This is a genomic window from Psychroserpens mesophilus, from assembly GCF_050617655.1.
GTDB classification, from domain to species: Bacteria; Bacteroidota; Bacteroidia; order Flavobacteriales; family Flavobacteriaceae; genus Psychroserpens; species Psychroserpens mesophilus_A.
The window spans coordinates 18,131-35,362 of the sequence record NZ_JBODQC010000010.1; the positions used below are offsets into that span (position 1 = coordinate 18,131).

The following is a 17,232-nucleotide window of genomic DNA, read 5'->3' on the forward strand; positions in this document are numbered from 1 at the left end:
AAAGGGTCAGGCTTTCAAGGCTCGCTATCTGAGATGAGCTCAAACAGACCTTTCAATCCTTAACGCAAATTCATCAATCCTATAAAATTAGTAATAAAAAAGGAATTTTAGTAGTCTATAAACTTTTTGTTCGTCCGCCATCAACCGGAAGATTAATTCCATTAATGTATGCAGCACGCTCACTGGCTAAAAACGTAATCGCATCAGCTAACTCTTCTGGTTTAGCAAAGCGTTTTGCTGGCACTGCACTTTTCATGGCATTGGCAGCTTCGTCTTGAGTTGTGCCAGCTTTAGACGATTTATTTTTAATGATTTCTGCTAGGCGTTCTGTGCCTGTTGCTCCAGGAAGTACATTGTTTACTGTAATCCCAAATTGACCTAATTCATTAGCTAAGGTTTTGCTCCAGTTCGCTACAGCACCACGAATGGTGTTGCTTACACCTAAACCATCTAAAGGTTGTTTAACAGATGTAGAAATTACATTAATAATACGACCATAATTTTCGCTTTTCATAAAAGGCACAACGGTTTGTGCTAATACATGATTGCATTTTAAATGTTGCGTGAAAGCATTTTCAAATTCTTCAAGTTCTGCAGAAAAAACTGGTCCACCTTTTGGTCCTCCTGTATTATTTACCAAAATATGAAAGCCATGATTAGCATTGATGTAAGCCGTTACTTTTGATTTTAATTCGGTCGGATTTGAAAAATCAGCAACGATATAATCGTGTGGTCTGTGTTGAGGTAACTCGGCAAGCGTAGCTTTAAGTTTATCTTCGTTTCTGGCTATAAGTGTTACGATTGCACCTTCCTCAGCTAAAGCTATAGCGGTTGCTTTTCCTATTCCTGCTGTGCTTCCACAGACTAAGGCGTATTTGTTGTTGAGTTCTAGATTCATTTTTTTAAATTCTATTGAAACCTCTCGACTGCGCTCGAGATGTCAGTTTCTCTTAAATATTTGTTTCTTGTCTGGTCGAGCGCAGTCGAGACCTATTTCTTATCTGGATTATAATTTGAATGAGTTGCATTTCTAAATTCAGATAAAATTTGCAATACATCAAATTCTGCATTTGCTAAGGCATATTTCTTTTTTGCACTCCAGTTTTTAATTTTCTTTTCAAAATAAATTGCTTGTTCAATATCGTTAAAATCCTGACAAAAGATTAATTTTAGTGGTCTTCTTTTGTAGGTAAAGCAATTTTTATTAAGTCCACTTTTGTGCTCTTCTAAGCGCCTGGTTATATCATTTGTAACTCCAGCATATGTTAAGCTGTCTGAACATTGTAATATGTAAACGTAATAAGTTTTCATAAAAGACCTCTCGACTGCGCTCGAGGTGACATTCCATTAATATTTTATACATACATTCTTAGCTTCCGTAAAAAAGCGCAAGGCTTCAAAACCACCTTCACGGCCAACACCAGAGGCTTTGACACCTCCAAAAGGTGTTCGTAAATCACGTAGCATCCAGGTGTTTACCCAAACGATACCAGCTTGTAGTTGGTTGCTCATGCGCATGGTGCGTTTTAAATCGTTAGTCCATAAGGTTGCTGATAATCCATATTTGACTTTATTTGCCATGGTTAAGACATCATCTTCAGAATCAAAAGGCATGATGGTGACTACAGGTCCGAAAATTTCTTCCTGATTCACACGACATTCGTCATTTGGAACTTCAATAACTGTAGGTTCCAAATAATAGCCATTTTCATAACCTTTTACTGTGACCTCATTTCCACCGCATAACACAGTGCCATGTTCATTTTTAGCAATTTGGATGTACTCCTTAACTTTTTCCAGATGAGGTTTAGAAACCAAAGCACCAATATTGGTATCAGCTTCCGATGGATGACCAACGTTTAGTTGTTTTACTTTGGCTACAAAATCGGTTTTAAATTTGTCATAAATTGATGCTTCCACAAAAATACGACTTCCGCAAAGGCAAATCTGACCTTGATTGGCAAATGACGAACGCACTGTGGTATTGAGCATTTCGTCATAATCGCAATCTGCAAAAATGATATTTGGGTTTTTGCCACCTAATTCAAGTGATAGTTTTTTAAACATAGGAGCTGCTACTTTAGCGATATGTGCTCCTGTTGCTGTACCACCTGTAAAACTAATCGCTTTAATATCTGGATGTTCAATGATGGCTTGACCAGTTGAACCTCCAAGTCCGTGAACAATATTTAAAACCCCTTTTGGTAAGCCAGCTTCGTTACAGAATTCTCCCAGCATAAAGGCTGTCATAGGAGTCACTTCACTGGGTTTGGCAACCACACAATTTCCTGCAGCTAAAGCTGGAGCAATTTTCCAAGTAAACAAATAAAGTGGAAGGTTCCAAGGAGAAATACAGCCCACAACTCCAATAGGTTGGCGTAAGGTGTAATTGATGGCTTGCTGACCAACACTTTCGTGACTTTCGCTGGCGAATTGTGTAATAGCATTTCCGAAGAAACGAAAATTACTTGCTGCTCTTGGAATGTCAACAGTTTTTGCTAAAGATATGGGTTTTCCATTGTCTTTAGATTCGGCTTCAGCAAAACGATCTAAGTTAGCCTCAAGTAATTCAGAAATTTTTATAAGGATGCGACTGCGTTCTTCTAAAGTCGTTTGTGACCAGTTTGAAAAAGCAGATTTTGCTGCGCTGTAAGCAGTTTCAATGTCCTCTTTTGAAGAGTTAGGTATTTGTCCGTAAACCTCTCCATTTGATGGATTGTGGTTATCTATCCATTCGTTTTGAATCGGATCATGAAAGTTACCGTTGATGTAGTTTTGAATGTTCATTACTGTTTTTTATAAGCCATCACTTTAATTTCAATCACTAAATCTGGATGTGGTAATTGGTGTACAGCCACAGTAGTTCGTGTTGGTCCAGTTGCCTTATCAAAAAATTCGCCATAAGCTTTATTGTAATCTGCAAAGTCATTCATGTTGACTAAAAAGGAAGTCACATCGACAACGTCTTTTAAACTAGCACCAACTTTTTTTAAATTGGTATCTATATTTTTTAAGACTTCCTGAGTTTGAGTATAGGCATTTAGGCGTTTGGTTCCCATTTCATCTATGAGGTCAACACCTGCAATAGTATTGTCTGGTCGTCTTGAACTGGTTCCTGAGACGAAAATAAAATCGCCTATTTGTTTTACATGTGGATAGGCTCCTCTTGGTGTTACTATAGTTTCTTTCATAATGTTATGTTTTTGTCTTGCCATTCGGTTTGAGACCTCTCGACTGCACTCGAGGTGACACTGCGTCGCTATTGATAGTTAATGTAATCCTGCAATTCTGTCGTCTTCTAAAATCGCTTCGGTTGTTGTTTTAACCTTGTTTAATACAGTTTTTAAATTGGTTTCTATCATATCAATCGAGATGTCTCCATCAGCTAGCAAATTCAAAATAGCTTTGTCTTGTGCTCGTCCTCTAAGCATGGCTTGGCGGTAACCAATATGTTCGTTAAACGTGACTAAGCTATATTTAGAGGAATACGCATTAGGAAATTCTCGTTCTAAAGCCATTTCAATTTTTCGTTTTTCCTGAAATATGGCTTGGCCAACATGATCTTTCATTTCATGAAAATTATCTATAGCTAAATCGGCAATAGCGTCTGTATCCTTCTTTCTGGTCTTTTCGTATTCAGAAAAAATAGTTTCCCAATCACCTTCATGCTTGTCCAGAACAGCATCAAATTCTACAACATCTTCAAAAGATGCATTCATCCCTTGTCCGTAAAAAGGCACAATAGCATGCGCAGAATCTCCCATAAGTAATGTGTTTCCTTTATAATGCCAAGGCGAACATTTTACAGTTCCCAAAGGCGCAGTTGGATTGTCGAAAAAGTCCTCTACTAAATTCGGCATTAATTCTAAAGCATCAGGAAATTCTTTTTTGAAGAATTCTGTAACGATTTCAGGTGTTGTTAGATTGTTGAAATTGTATTCACCTTCATCAAAACTCAAAAACAAGGTTACTGTAAAGCTGCCATCTAAATTAGGTAAAGCAATGACCATAAAATCACCTCTTGGCCAGATATGTAAAGCATTTTTATAAGTTTTATAACCTCCAGTTTCAGTTGGAAGAATTGACAATTCCTTATAACCATGCGTTAAATAATCTTGTGAAAAGCTAAATAGAAATTTGCGTTCTAGGTAATAACTTCTTCGTAAAGCTGAACCTGCACCATCAGTTGCGATGATGATATCAGCATCTTCGACAAACTCGTTTTTAGTTTCATAATCTCTAAACCTTGCTGTTGTATGTTCAAAATCTACCGATTTACATTTTTTATTAAAATGAATGGTGACGTTGTCATGTTTTTCAGCTTCGTCAAGTAACAGCGCATTTAAACCACCTCGAGAAATGGAGTTGATGTATTCGTGATCTCGTCCGCTGTAATTAGACAAAAACGTATTGCCTTCTTTATCATGAATCATACGACCATTCATGGGAATACACAATGCTTTCACTTTGTCTTCAATACCGACGAGTTTCATGGCTTTATTGCCTCGATCTGAAAATGCTAAATTGATAGAGCGACCTGCAGAAATATCGGTTTTTCGCAAATCAGGACGCATTTCATAAACCGTTACGTTATAGCCTCGTTGTCCTAAACGTAAAGCGAGCAGACTTCCGCAGAGACCTGCACCAATAATGAGTATGTTTTGTTGTTTGTTCATATATTTTAGTTGTCTGGTAGAGCGCAGTCGAGACTTCCCGACTGCGCTCGAGGTGACACTTTATTAATTCAAAATTGTTTTCAGGCGCTCTACAAATCCATACACATCCATATAAGAATTGTATAAAGGCACAGGCGCACATCTAATCACGTCTGGTTCTCTCCAATCGGTTATGATTCCTGCTTCTGTAAGTTTATCGTGTAAGGTTTTGTCTGCATTTTTTACCTGAATTGAGAGTTGACATCCACGTTCGTCAGGATTGCTTGGTGTGATTATTTTTATATCTGAGTTGTTAAGTTCTTTTAAGAGAAACTCAAAATAACCCGTTAAGTGCTTAGATTTTTCACATAATTTATCAAAACCTGCAGCTTTAAAAACATCTAAAGACGCTCTAATTGCAGCCATTGATAAAATAGGAGGATTGCTTAATTGCCAGCCTTCAGCTCCAGGTAGCTGATCAAATTCATCACGCATTCTAAAACGTGTTTGCTTGTTATGTGACCACCAGCCTGTAAAGCGATTGAGATCTTTGTTGTGTGCATGTCGTTCATGAACAAAAGCACCTGAGAGACTTCCTGGTCCAGAGTTTAAATATTTATAGGTACACCAAACGGCAAAATCTGCTCCAGAATCGTGAAGATTCAATTTTACATTTCCTGCACCATGTGCACAATCGAAACCAACAACACAGCCATGTTTATGCCCTAAAGTTGCAATGCGTTTTAAATCGAAAAATTGTCCAGTATAATAGTTAACACCACCAATCATGACTAGTGCAATTTCGTCACCATGTTGATTTAAAATAGCTTCTAAATCCTCGTAATTTGCCAGTTCCTCACCTTTGCGAGCTTTCCATAAAATTAAGCCTTCTTTATCATCATAACCATGATGGCGTAATTGCGATTCAACAGCATATTTATCACTCGGAAAGGCATCAGCTTCAATTAAAATCTTATAACGTTTTGGAGTTGGTTTGTAGAAGCTTACCATCATAAAATGAAGATTAGCTGTTAGAGAATTCATCACCACAACTTCTATTGGTTTTGCTCCAACAATATTCGCCATGGTTTCAGTTAAAAACTCATGGTAATGCAACCAAGGGTTTCTGCCTTCAGTATGACCTTCAACACCTAGATTTGCCCAATCTTCAAGTTCTTGGTTGATATAATCTTTTGTGATTTTAGGTTGTAATCCTAGAGAGTTTCCTGTCATGTAAATGAGTTCGTTTCCGTTGTGATCTTTCGGAATATGAAACTGCTGTCTATAGCCTGATAATTCGTCTAAAGTGTCTTGTTGCTTTGCGTAATCAAGACCAAGTTTATAGTTGGACAAAGTGAGTTAATTTTCGGTTGTTAACAAAAATAGCATATTTATATGATATTTCCGTTAATCGAATAAAGTAGAAAGTAGAAGGAAATTAAATGGAATTAAATAGTTTTGTGTTAATATTACTAGTGAATTAATGTTGCTAATTACTTTGTAGATGTTTAAAAGACTGTGGTTTTCATATCACCAATGGTATATTAATTATAGTGGTTTTTCTAATCGAAATGGAAAAGAAGGCTTGTCTTTATTTAGAGATAAGTTATTTGTTTCAATTTTAATATTAACACTTGCGTTGGGTCTTGTTTCTTATTTCCCAAGTGTAGGAATGGCCATTTTGTTAGACAAATGGTTTGTGTTTTACATTGATACTATTGCTGTTTTGGTATTGGTCATTCTGTTTTTTAATAAACGAATGAGTTTGAAAACAAAGAAAATGATATTTTCTATAAATTTCTTTGCTTTGTCATTTGCACTAATAATTGATTTAGGTTTCAATGGCAATGGAACAATTTTACTTTTTTTGCTCAGTGTTCTAATGACACTTTACAGTGGACGAAAAGCAGGAATAATTTCTGTTTTAGTAACTGCTATATTTTATATTGTTGTTCTGATTATTTATTATTTTGGATGGTTTGATTTGCCTTTTTTTAAAATCTCTCCCATTGAGATTGTTCTTATCGTTTGTGTTAATAATGTACTTTTTACGTTACTTACGGTATTCTCGGTCTCTTTTTTAATAGATCAATTGCACAATGCGTTATTGAAAGAAAGTCAACTGCAAGAAGCACTTGTTTTAAAACACCAAAATGTTTTAGTAGCTAAGGAAAGAGCTGTTCAATCAGATAAATTAAAATCTGCTTTTTTAGCTAACATGAGTCACGAAATTAGAACTCCCATGTATGGGATTTTAGGTTGTGCAGAACTTTTGAAATCATACCATACCGAAGATGAAGATTATAGGGAATACGTAAATGTGATAGAAAATAATGGTAATGACTTATTAGATATCATCACAGATATTTTAAACATCTCTAAAATTGAAACAGGCTTAATGAAAATTCATACGTCAAAGTTTGATGTAAGGAATTGTATTGATGGTGTCTATGAATTGTTTTTGCCTGAAGCTGAAGCTAAGAAGGTTCATTTTACTTTAAATAGTTTTATATCTAAAAGAGATCGTTTAATAAATTCAGATCAAGAAAAGTTAACAGCAATATTAAAACATCTGATTGAAAATGCGATTAAGTACACTTCAGCAGGAGACAGTATTATCCTCAGTTGTAGTTTAGACAGTAGCAGTAGTTCTAAATTAAAATTTTATCTAAACGATACTGGTATTGGTATACCTGCAGATAAAATAGAAACTATTTTTAATTCTTTTTATCAGGTAGATGTTGCTAATAAAAGTGCGCTTAATGGTTCTGGTGTTGGGTTGTCTATATCAAAAGCCTATGTTGACATGTTAGGTGGCGATTTACAATTGGAAAGTAAGGAAGGTGAAGGCACGTCTTTTTGGTTTAGTATAGATATGGATTTAAAGTCAGATTAAATCTATCATTCTATAGGTTTTAAAAAAAAGCGCTTCAACTAAGATAGATGAAGCGCTTTGAATATATATAGACGCATATTGCGGAATATTAATATACTTTATATACGTCTGTAGGTCTTAATTTGGATGTTTTAATAAGAATGAAATTTTAACTTTAACTATTCTTCAAGATTAGTTTACTGTAATATTTGAGAAGTAAAGATTGAAATTGCCTTCAGCCATTTTATGGTCTTTAGCGATTTTTATTCCGTTGAAATCCTCATAGTTCTCAAATGTTGTGGTCATTGAAGGGTCTTCCGAATTTCCTTTTCTATACACCCATTCTCTGATGAGATAACCGTCGTCAAAATAAATATCATAGGCATCTCCAGGTGTATAACCACCTTCATTTCCATAGTTGAGAGTGATTTTATGTAATTCGTTTTTAGAAATTGGAGCAACTTCTAGTGTAGGATCTGAAATTGTTGTGCCTTTATCCCAAACCAATTGAAAAGGGATGAGCAACCAGAACTTGTCATTTATAAATGCTTTGTCTGCATTTAGTGTTAAGCTATCTAGAGATGCTCTGTTGTATTGAATTGTATCACCTTCTGATAGTAATCTAATGTCATCAGTTTTTGGTTTCCATGACCAGGATCGTTCAAAATGGTTGTCACCTCTATCAACATTAAACGTAAACTCGATACGTTTGATGTTTTGCCAATGTTCAAGACCATGAGCTTGCGCAATTTTTTTAGCAGTAGTGGGTTCTTTTTTTTCTTCTGAACTAGTTTCTGATTGAATATTTTGTTCTTTAGTTTCTGTTTTACAAGCTAAAAGCAGCACAAACAGTCCTAAAATGGTTAGTAGTCGTATCATTTGTTTTTTTGTAAAGGTATGAAAGTCTTAGGGTTTCCGAAGTTATTATTAATTTAGACTATTAATATGAGCGTTATGAGTGAAGATTATTTTGAAGTCAACCGACAAACATGGAATGAGAAAGTGAAAGTTCATTCTAAAAGTGAAATGTATGATTTAAATGCTTTTAAGAACGGAAAATCATCTCTTATGTCATATGAATTGAAGGCTCTTGGTGATGTGAGAGGCAAGTCATTATTGCATCTACAATGCCATTTCGGACAAGACACATTAAGTTGGAGTAGAGCAGGAGCCAAATGTGTTGGCGTTGACTTAAGTGATGAAGGGATTGCTTTAGGAAAACAATTAAATGAAGAGCTTCAGCTTGATGCAGAATTTGTGCGATGTAATGTTTTGGACACTTCAAAATATGTGAAAGATGTGTTTGATATTGTGTTTACATCTTATGGTGTTATTGGTTGGTTGCCTGATTTAAACCCTTGGGGAAAAATGATAGCTGAGCGTTTAAAGAGAGGAGGCACATTTTATATGGCTGAATTTCATCCCATAGTTTGGATGTTTGATTACTTAGATGGCAAGTCAATTATGAAATATGGTTATATGCAAGATGATGCTATTTATGAAGAATATGAAGGAACTTACGCTAATCAAGGCTCAAAAATGATAAGCAAAGAATATGGATGGAATCATGGATTAAGTGAAGTCGTTAATGCACTTATTGAAGCTGGATTGACTATCGACTACTTAAACGAATATGACGAAAGTCCGTATGATGTCTTACCAGATTTAGAAAAAACCAAATCAGGTATGTATGCTACAAAAGACAAATTGTATCCTCTTATTTTTGAAATAAAAGCAACTAAACTTTAGTGGTTTGCTTTTAAAACCTCAGGCATTTTAGCTTGAAAACGTTTTAATCTTGGAATAGATATATTTTTGACATAGCCATGATTTGGGTTTAACTTCACGAAGTCTTGATGGTACTTTTCAGCAATCCAAAATTTTTGAAATGGATACACTTCTGCAGCAATCTTAGCATTGAGTTCTTTTGCTAAAGCTCTTTTTTTCTCTTCTATGATGTTCTTTTGAGCGTCGTTTTGATAAAAAATAATAGAACGGTATTGCGGACCTCGATCTGGCCCTTGTCCGTTAACTTGCGTCGGATTTTGAGATGCAAAATACACATCCACTAAGGTTGCAAAACTTATAACATTCGGATCATATATAACTTCTACAGCTTCAGCATGACCAGTTCTACCTGTGTTACTTAATTCATATGTTGGATTGTCTATAAATCCGCCAGAGTAGCCGCTTATGGCTTCTTCAACACCTTTGATATTTTCATAAACTTCTTCAACACACCAAAAACAACCACTTGCGAAGTAGGCTTTTGCTTTTCCGTTTTTGAGTGGAACTTCAATAGGATCTGCGTTGATAACTGCTTGTTGTTCTTTGCTAACTTGTGCCATATTTTGGCAACTGAGTAATAAAGTGATCGCTAATGTTATAAAAAATGTTTTTAGTGACATGTTATGTGGAGATTTTTATTTTTCTTTAAGTCGATAAAAGTTAAGAAACCTTAAAGTGAAGAATGTGAAAGTTTTATTAAAATAAAAAAGCCTTCAAGATTGAAGGCTTTATATAATTTATATTGTGCTTACTAAGATAATTTAGCAAACATTTTTTCCATTTTGTCTTTTTCTTCTTCAGCTAATTCAGCATCAACCAATATACGTCCACTGTGCTCATCTGTAATTACTTTTTTACGTGACGCAATTTCAACTTGAATTTGCGGAGGAATTGTAAAGAATGATCCACCAGAAGCACCTCTTTCAATGGGTACAACAGCTAATCCGTTTTTTACATTGTTTCTGATACGTAAGTAAGCATTAACTAGACGATCGTCTAATTTCTTTTGGAAATCTTCAGATTTTTTAAGCAAAGCATCTTCTTCTTTTTGAGTTTCAGCTAATATTTCGTTTAACTCACCACGCTTATGTTTAAGGTGTGTTTGACGATCTTTAAGTTTGCTTTTAGTTTCAGAAATAACTTCTTTTTTCTGATCAATCTGAACTTTAAATTCTTTGATGTGCTTCTCAGCCAATTGAATTTCTAACTCTTGAAATTCAACCTCTTTAGTTAAAGAGTTATACTCTCTGTTATTTCTAACGTTCTTTTGCTGCTCAGAGTACTTTTTGATTAGTGCTTTAGCTTCCTCAATAAGGTTTTTCTTCCCTTTGATTTGATCATCAATAAGCTCTAGGTTAGTACTTAGTTTTTCAAGCCTAGTGTTTAAACCTTCTACTTCATCTTCTAAATCTTGAACCTCTAAAGGTAATTCTCCTCTTAGGTTTCTAATTTCATCTACTCTTGAGTCGATTAACTGTAAATCATACAATGCTCTTAATCTATCTTCAACAGATGCTTCAGCTTTTTTTGCCATAATTATAAATACTTTACCGGATTTGTATTCGTCGTTGATAAAACGACTGCAAAATTAGTAATTTTTTTCGAGAGATAGTCAACTAAAAAGTTTTTTGTGAATTGTTCGCTTTCATAATGTCCAATGTCGGCTAAAATTATATCGTTTTCTGCTGAAAAAAAATCGTGATATTTTAAATCTGAAGTGATTAAAATATCTGCTCCAACGCCTTTAGCTGCAGAAATGGCAAAGCTTCCTGAACCTCCCAGTACAGCAACTTTTAATACGTTTTCTTTTGTAAGTTTAGAATGTCTAATACAAGAGACGTTCATTTTTTCTTTTACAAATTGAAGAAATGTTTCAGTTTTTTGGCTGTTTTCTAATTCTCCAACCATTCCAATTCCAATATTTTGATTGTAATTATCAAGTGTTGTGACTTCAAAAGCAACCTCTTCGTAAGGATGATGTTCAAAAAGGGAATTTAAAAGTCGAGACTCTACATGTTTATTAAATGTTACAGAAATTTGAGTTTCAGGTTCTTCGTGTAATTCGCCTTTTCTTCCAACTTTCGGATTTGAAGATTCATTACCTCTGTAAGTGCCTTTACCTTCAGTGTTAAAACTGCAATTATCATAATTGCCTATATTTCCAGCTCCTATTTTAAACAACTCAGATCTCAGGAATTCAGCATGTTTTGTGGGAACATAAGTGGTTAATTTTTTTATAGTTCCTTTTTGCGGAATTAAAATCTTTTTATTTGTCAAGCCTAATGTGTTGCAAATGATGTCATTTACACCTTTTAGCGCATTATCTAACGCTGTGTGAATAGCATAAATAGCTATGTCATTTTTAATGGCTTTTAAAACGGTTCTTTCAACATAAGATGATCCAGTTATTTTTTTTAACCCTTTAAAAATAATAGGATGAAAACTCACGATAAGATTGCAATTCTTTTCAATGGCTTCATCAACAACAGCTTCTAAGGTATCAAGCGTCACTAAGACTCCAGTGACTTTTGCCTGTTTGTTTCCAACCAGGAGTCCGACATTATCAAAATCTTCTGCATAATTCAGAGGAGCTAACGCTTCTAAATGGTGGATGACGTCTTTTACAATCATAATTAAGAATTTGTTTCAAATATAAAATTTTATAGTCATTTGATATGATTATCTTAGCAATTGATTTTGCAATAATGAAGCGACTCCGAAACTTACTTTTGCCTATTGTTCCAATTTATTATGCAGTAACCTGGTTGCGTAATACGTTGTATGATTTAGGTTGGAAGTCTTCAACATCCTATCAAATTCCAATAATTTGTGTCGGAAATTTAAGTGTAGGTGGTACTGGTAAAACACCAACCATAGAATATCTCATACGACTTTTAATTCAGAATCATAAAATAGCAACCTTGAGTAGAGGCTATAAGCGTGAATCTTCAGGGTTTATTATCGCAGATGAAAACGCTACAGCAACTTCAATTGGTGATGAACCTTTTCAGTTTTATAAAAAATTTAAAGATGTGACTGTTGCTGTAGATGCAGATAGAAGACATGGTATTGCTAAATTAATGGCTCAAAAGCAACCTGATATTATTTTATTAGATGATGCATTTCAACACCGAAAAGTAAGAGCAGGTTTTAATATTTTACTTACTGCTTACGGAAATCTTTACAGTGATGACCTTGTTTTGCCGACAGGTAATTTAAGAGAACCAAAATCTGGAGCTAATCGAGCAGATGTAATCATCGTTACCAAATGTCCTGAACCACTATCTGAAGCTGAACAAATATCCATTATCAAGCGATTGAAACCGTTGCCAAATCAGAATGTTTTTTTTAGTTTTATTATGTATTCTGAACATATTTTTAATGAGCAAGGAAATTTGGCTTTAACCGATTTAAATGATGAAGTGTTTACGTTGGTTTCAGGAATTGCCAATCCGAAGCCATTACAGGATCATTTAGAAAGCAAAGGTTTGAAATTTGAACATTTAAGCTTTAAGGACCATCATCATTTTACTGATGAAGAGATTTTAAGTTTAAAAAAGAAGAATAGGATATTAACTACAGAAAAAGATTATGTAAGATTATTACCTTATTTTAAAGATAGTAATGCCTTATTTTATTTGCCGATTGAATTCAAAATAGAGCAATCTAAACGCTTTGAAGATGTGCTTCATGCCTATTTAAAAACCTCATTACAGTGATGGTGTTGTCTTTTGGTTTTCAGAAAGTACTTCATACAGTTTCTTCTCAAAATCTTCTTGTTTGAATGGCTTAGAAATGATGTCATCAAATCCTGCTTCATCAAATTCATGCATTTTGTCTTCAAGAGTTACGGCTGTAAGTGCAAAAATAGTAAGTTCTTTGTCGAATGTTCTAATGATTTTAGTAGCTTCTAATCCACTAATTCCTGGCATGTGGATGTCCATAAGAACAACATCATAGTTGTTTTCTCTTACTTTTTCAACTGCAGCTTCACCATTATCTACGATTTCGCACTCAAGACCCATCTTATTTAAGATTTTCTTGGTAATCATTTGATTAATCTTGTTGTCTTCAACAATCAAAATCTTAATGTTGCTAATGTCCAATTTGCTAATGTTTTTAGAGTAATCCTCTTTAATAATTTCAACTTCTTCTGGAGCGTAGGTTAATGGTATTTCAAAAAAGAAAGTTGTTCCTTTTCCGAGTTCACTTTTGAGGTAAATTTTTCCTTTTAATATTTCGATTAGTCCTTTTACAATAGAGAGGCCAAGTCCTGTGCCTCCATATTTTCTGTTAATTTGGATGGAGCCTTGGGAGAAGCTCTCAAACATATTATCTTGTTTTTCTTTAGAGATACCGATACCATTATCTTCAATTTCAAATCGAAGCATATGATGGTCTCCATTTTGAGAAATACTATATACTCTTACCCAAATATCTCCATCTTTAGTAAACTTGATTGAGTTACCAATGAGGTTGATTAATATTTGAGATATTTTTAAATTATCTCCAATAAAGGTGTGAGGTAAATCTTTTTGGTATTCGTAGTGCATTTTGGTATTGTTGTCTAATGCCGAATTATTAAGGGCAGACACTACGTTTTCTACTTTCATTTTCAGATTAAACTGAACAGGATCCAGCTCAACTTTATTGGCTTCAATTTTATTTATCTGAAGAATATCATTAATAAAAGTCAGTAAGTAATCTCCTGAAAACTTTAAAGACTTTAAATGTGGTATTTGGTGTTCTTTTGGGTCTTCATCTAGCAACATATTTGTTAATCCTGTTACAGCATATAAAGGTGTTCTAAGCTCGTGGGTAACAGTCGATAAAAAATTTGCTTTAGTTTTAGAGGCCTGTTCAGCTTTCCGCATAGCCTCAATAAGATCATCATTTTTTTCGTGAAGCATGTTATTTGACTTCAGCCTTATGTTGTTGTTTTTATAAAGTGCTAATGTAAGTAATGATAAAATTGTAATTAAGGCGATACTTAATATGGTCGTAATTTTTGCCAGACTACTTTCAGATTCTTGCTTTTCAATTATTGTTTTTAGTTTTTCGTAATCTGCTGCATTATAAGCGTCTATGTATTGTACTCTTTTTTCAGGAGTTAAATTTTCTCTTTTAATATTGAGAATTGAATCTGAAAGATGAACATGTTTTGCTAAATAATCGTGAGCTAACTGGTAATCAGCCTCATTTTCATAAATATTACTAAGTGTCAAATAAGCTTCATTAGTATTCTCAATAAATCCGTTTGCCTCAGCAATGTCTAAACCTTCTTTGGTCATTGAAATTGCTAAATTATTATTTCCAAGTTTATCTATGGTTTTTCCACTATAGATTAAGGCATTTGATAAGATATTAGTTTGATCATGTTTTTTTGCAAGTACAATTGTTCGTTCCAGTAAAGCTTTTGCAGTTTTGTAGTCTTTAAGTTCAAGATTTACTTTTGCTTCATTTAAAGTTACTTCTGGTATATAGCGTTCAAGATCTTCTTCTTCAAATTTGGTTTTTGCAGAATTAAAATAGTCTAAAGCTGTTTGATATTCTTTTTTACTTGCATGAAGAGAGCCTCTGATGCTATAGGTCATGGCTAGGTTGCCATAATCATTAATTTCACGCTGTATTTCTGCAGCTTTAGTCAATGAAACTAATGCTTTTTCATACTCGTTTACGGTAAATTGAAGTTTTGCAATTTTAGTGTGAATCTCACCTTCACTTTTTCTGTCAGCTATTTTAACCGCTATAGTAAGTGCTCTTTCAAGATTATCTTTTGCATTAAAATAATCACCTCTCTCATTATCGAAATTTGATTGAGTGATTAGGTTTTCAACACGCATTTTTAATATATCAACATCTTCTTCCAAATCTATTTGAGCAGAAGCAAATGCAGATAAAGTGATTAAAAAAGCGAATATGTAATATTTAACTTGGGACATATTTTTGCCACTTTATTTGGACAAATATAATTATTTATTCGATAAACGTACTAATTTCATCGATAAATTGCAAATTAAATCTAAAATTCTTGAAGCATAGCCCGTTTCATTATCGTACCACCCAACGATTTTTATCATGTTTCCGATAACTGAAGTCATTTGAGAATCAAAAATGCATGAATGAGAATTTCCTACAATATCTATCGATACGATTGGATCTTCAGTATATTCCAGAATATTTTTTAGATAAGTTTGAGAAGCCAGTTTAAAAGCAGTATTGATTTCTTCAATTGTTACTGTTCGTTCTACATTAAAAGTAATATCTGTTAATGAACCATTTGCAACAGGGACTCTTATGCCGCAACCTCCAATCACATCTGATAAATCAGGAAAAATTTTAGTTAAAGCCTTAGCTGCGCCAGTAGTTGTAGGTACAATCGATTGTCCAGCTGCACGAGCACGCCTTAAATCTTTATGAGGCTGGTCGTGTAGACTCTGATCAGTAGTGTAAGAATGAACGGTTGTAATATAAGCTTGTTTAACACCACAAAGTTTATCTATTACAGAAATCATTGGAGCTGCATTATTAGTTGTACAAGATGCATTAGAAATTATCAGTTCATTTCCTTTAACATCTTGGTCATTTACGCCTAAGACTACTGTTTTTATATCATCTTCTATTGGAGGAACAGATAGTATAACTTGTTTAGCTCCATTCTTTATATGATGTTCTAAATCTGAAGTTGTTTTAAATTTTCCTGAAGATTCAATGACATAATCAACATTAAATGGACTCCAATCTAAATCTTTTGGATGATTTTGATTTAAAAGCGGAATGCTTTTCCCGTTGATTTTAATTTTGCCTTCTGAGAATGATATGTCATGTTGAGACATGCCATGAATACTGTCATATTTTAATAAGTGACTAAGCGTTTTGGCATCAGCCAGATCATTTATAGCGACAACTTGAATGTCTTCTCTTTCCTGAATGAGTCTAAAAACGCGTCTTCCAATTCGACCAAAACCATTAATAGCGACGTGAATCATCTAATTGATATGTTTTTGTGCTTTGTATGAAGACCTCACTAAAGCACTACTTTCAACATGGCGAAACCCTAAATCTAAACCAATTTGTTGATACTCATCAAATTGTTCTGGAGTCACAAATTGTTTTACTGGGAGATGCTTTTTACTAGGTTGAAGGTATTGCCCAATAGTCACAACATCAACATCATGATCTCTAAGGTCATGAAGCGTAGCGATGACTTCTTCACGAGTTTCGCCTAAACCTAACATGATACCAGATTTTGTGCGACGTTGTCCTTGTTGTTTTAAATATTTAAGCACATGCATACTGCGATCGTATTTAGCCTGAATACGTACTTCACGAGTTAATCGTCTTACAGTTTCGATATTGTGAGATACTACCTCTGGAGAGACATCGATAATTCTATCTATATGTTGCTCTATGCCTTGAAAGTCAGGAATAAGCGTTTCTAAAGTTGTTTCAGGATTCATGCGTCTTACAGCTTTTACTGTTTCGCTCCACATGATGCTACCCATGTCTTTTAGGTCGTCTCTATCTACGCTGGTTAGAACAGCATGTTTAATTCCCATAATTTTAATAGAACGTGCTACTTTTTCTGGTTCATCCCAATCAACCGTTTCTGGTCGTCCGGTTTTAACACCACAAAAGCCACAGGAACGGGTACATACATTTCCTAAAATCATAAAGGTTGCTGTACCTTCTCCCCAACATTCACCCATATTCGGACAGCTGCCAGAGGTGCAAATTGTGTTTAATTTGTATTTATCAACAAGACCTCGTAATTCGGTGTATTTTTTTCCGGTAGGAAGTTTAACACGAAGCCATTTAGGTTTAGGTTGACGTTCGGTAATTGTATTTGAAGCTACTTCTGTACTCATTCTAAAAAAATTCAGGTACAAAGATACGAAGTATTCTTTTAAATAA

At 34.3% G+C, this 17,232-nt stretch carries 16 protein-coding genes; 3 read left to right on the plus strand and 13 right to left on the minus strand.

The features are described 5' to 3' along the window. Positions 1-115: 115 nt before the first annotated feature. The 6 genes from ACRHNM_RS14170 to kynU form a co-directional block, all read right to left on the minus strand. Entirely contained in the window at positions 116-898 is a 783-nt protein-coding gene (locus tag ACRHNM_RS14170) for an SDR family oxidoreductase (protein ID WP_431137308.1), read from the minus strand. Positions 899-990: 92 nt separating this feature from the next. After that, on the minus strand, positions 991-1,311 hold the full coding sequence (locus ACRHNM_RS14175) for a GIY-YIG nuclease family protein (RefSeq protein WP_431137309.1): 321 nt from the start codon (positions 1,309-1,311) through the stop codon (positions 991-993). Between the two features lie 36 nt (positions 1,312-1,347). Beyond that, the gene (locus ACRHNM_RS14180) at positions 1,348-2,787 is read right to left on the minus strand and encodes an aldehyde dehydrogenase (RefSeq protein WP_431137310.1); all 1,440 of its coding nucleotides are present in this window, start codon (positions 2,785-2,787) and stop codon (positions 1,348-1,350) included. Then, on the minus strand, positions 2,787-3,191 hold the full coding sequence (locus ACRHNM_RS14185) for a RidA family protein (protein ID WP_431137311.1): 405 nt from the start codon (positions 3,189-3,191) through the stop codon (positions 2,787-2,789). Before ACRHNM_RS14185 ends, ACRHNM_RS14180 begins: the two co-directional genes overlap by 1 nt. A 78-nt stretch (positions 3,192-3,269) precedes the next feature. Beyond that, entirely contained in the window at positions 3,270-4,676 is a 1,407-nt protein-coding gene (locus ACRHNM_RS14190; protein WP_431137312.1) for an FAD-dependent oxidoreductase, read from the minus strand. A 63-nt stretch (positions 4,677-4,739) separates the two neighbouring features. Further along, on the minus strand, positions 4,740-6,008 hold the full coding sequence (gene kynU / locus ACRHNM_RS14195; protein ID WP_431137313.1) for a kynureninase: 1,269 nt from the start codon (positions 6,006-6,008) through the stop codon (positions 4,740-4,742). Between the two features lie 151 nt (positions 6,009-6,159). On the opposite strand from kynU, the gene ACRHNM_RS14200 reads away from it, so the two are divergent. Continuing rightward, complete coding sequence (locus tag ACRHNM_RS14200; protein WP_431137314.1) at positions 6,160-7,551, plus strand: sensor histidine kinase; 1,392 nt, start codon at positions 6,160-6,162, stop codon at positions 7,549-7,551. Positions 7,552-7,722: 171 nt separating this feature from the next. On the opposite strand, the gene ACRHNM_RS14205 is transcribed toward ACRHNM_RS14200, so the two are convergent. Continuing rightward, positions 7,723-8,409, minus strand: coding sequence for a hypothetical protein (locus ACRHNM_RS14205; RefSeq protein ID WP_431137315.1), 687 nt, complete (start codon positions 8,407-8,409; stop codon positions 7,723-7,725). Between the two features lie 75 nt (positions 8,410-8,484). Here ACRHNM_RS14205 and ACRHNM_RS14210 point away from each other — a divergent pair, with 75 nt between their 5' ends. Further along, a complete protein-coding gene (locus ACRHNM_RS14210; RefSeq protein ID WP_431137316.1) occupies positions 8,485-9,279 on the plus strand; it encodes a class I SAM-dependent methyltransferase in 795 nt (264 codons plus the stop codon). On the opposite strand, the gene msrA is transcribed toward ACRHNM_RS14210, so the two are convergent. The 3 genes from msrA to ACRHNM_RS14225 all read right to left on the minus strand — a co-directional run bounded on the left by msrA (position 9,276) and on the right by ACRHNM_RS14225 (position 11,949). After that, entirely contained in the window at positions 9,276-9,878 is a 603-nt protein-coding gene (gene msrA / locus ACRHNM_RS14215; RefSeq protein WP_431137317.1) for a peptide-methionine (S)-S-oxide reductase MsrA, read from the minus strand. The genes ACRHNM_RS14210 and msrA overlap by 4 nt on opposite strands. Positions 9,879-10,069: 191 nt before the next feature. Next, the gene (locus tag ACRHNM_RS14220) at positions 10,070-10,852 is read right to left on the minus strand and encodes a zinc ribbon domain-containing protein (protein ID WP_431137318.1); all 783 of its coding nucleotides are present in this window, start codon (positions 10,850-10,852) and stop codon (positions 10,070-10,072) included. Between the two features lie 2 nt (positions 10,853-10,854). After that, positions 10,855-11,949 carry a Nif3-like dinuclear metal center hexameric protein gene (locus tag ACRHNM_RS14225; RefSeq protein ID WP_431137319.1) on the minus strand — a complete coding sequence of 365 codons (1,095 nt, stop codon included), beginning with the start codon at positions 11,947-11,949 and terminating at the stop codon, positions 10,855-10,857. A 44-nt stretch (positions 11,950-11,993) separates the two neighbouring features. On the opposite strand from ACRHNM_RS14225, the gene lpxK reads away from it, so the two are divergent. Further along, a complete protein-coding gene (gene lpxK / locus ACRHNM_RS14230) occupies positions 11,994-13,037 on the plus strand; it encodes a tetraacyldisaccharide 4'-kinase (RefSeq protein WP_431137320.1) in 1,044 nt (347 codons plus the stop codon). Here lpxK and ACRHNM_RS14235 read toward each other — a convergent pair. The 3 genes from ACRHNM_RS14235 to lipA are packed head-to-tail and all read right to left on the minus strand — an operon-like array spanning position 13,029 to position 17,186. Next, positions 13,029-15,260 (minus strand): ATP-binding protein, encoded by a 2,232-nt coding sequence (locus ACRHNM_RS14235; RefSeq protein WP_431137321.1) that lies wholly within the window; start codon positions 15,258-15,260, stop codon positions 13,029-13,031. The two genes, lpxK and ACRHNM_RS14235, sit on opposite strands and share 9 nt — an antisense overlap. 30 nt (positions 15,261-15,290) lie before the next feature. Next, positions 15,291-16,307 carry a type I glyceraldehyde-3-phosphate dehydrogenase gene (gap, locus tag ACRHNM_RS14240; protein ID WP_431137322.1) on the minus strand — a complete coding sequence of 339 codons (1,017 nt, stop codon included), beginning with the start codon at positions 16,305-16,307 and terminating at the stop codon, positions 15,291-15,293. Next, entirely contained in the window at positions 16,308-17,186 is an 879-nt protein-coding gene (gene lipA / locus ACRHNM_RS14245; RefSeq protein ID WP_431137323.1) for a lipoyl synthase, read from the minus strand. It abuts the gene before it with no gap. Positions 17,187-17,232: the final 46 nt, after the last annotated feature.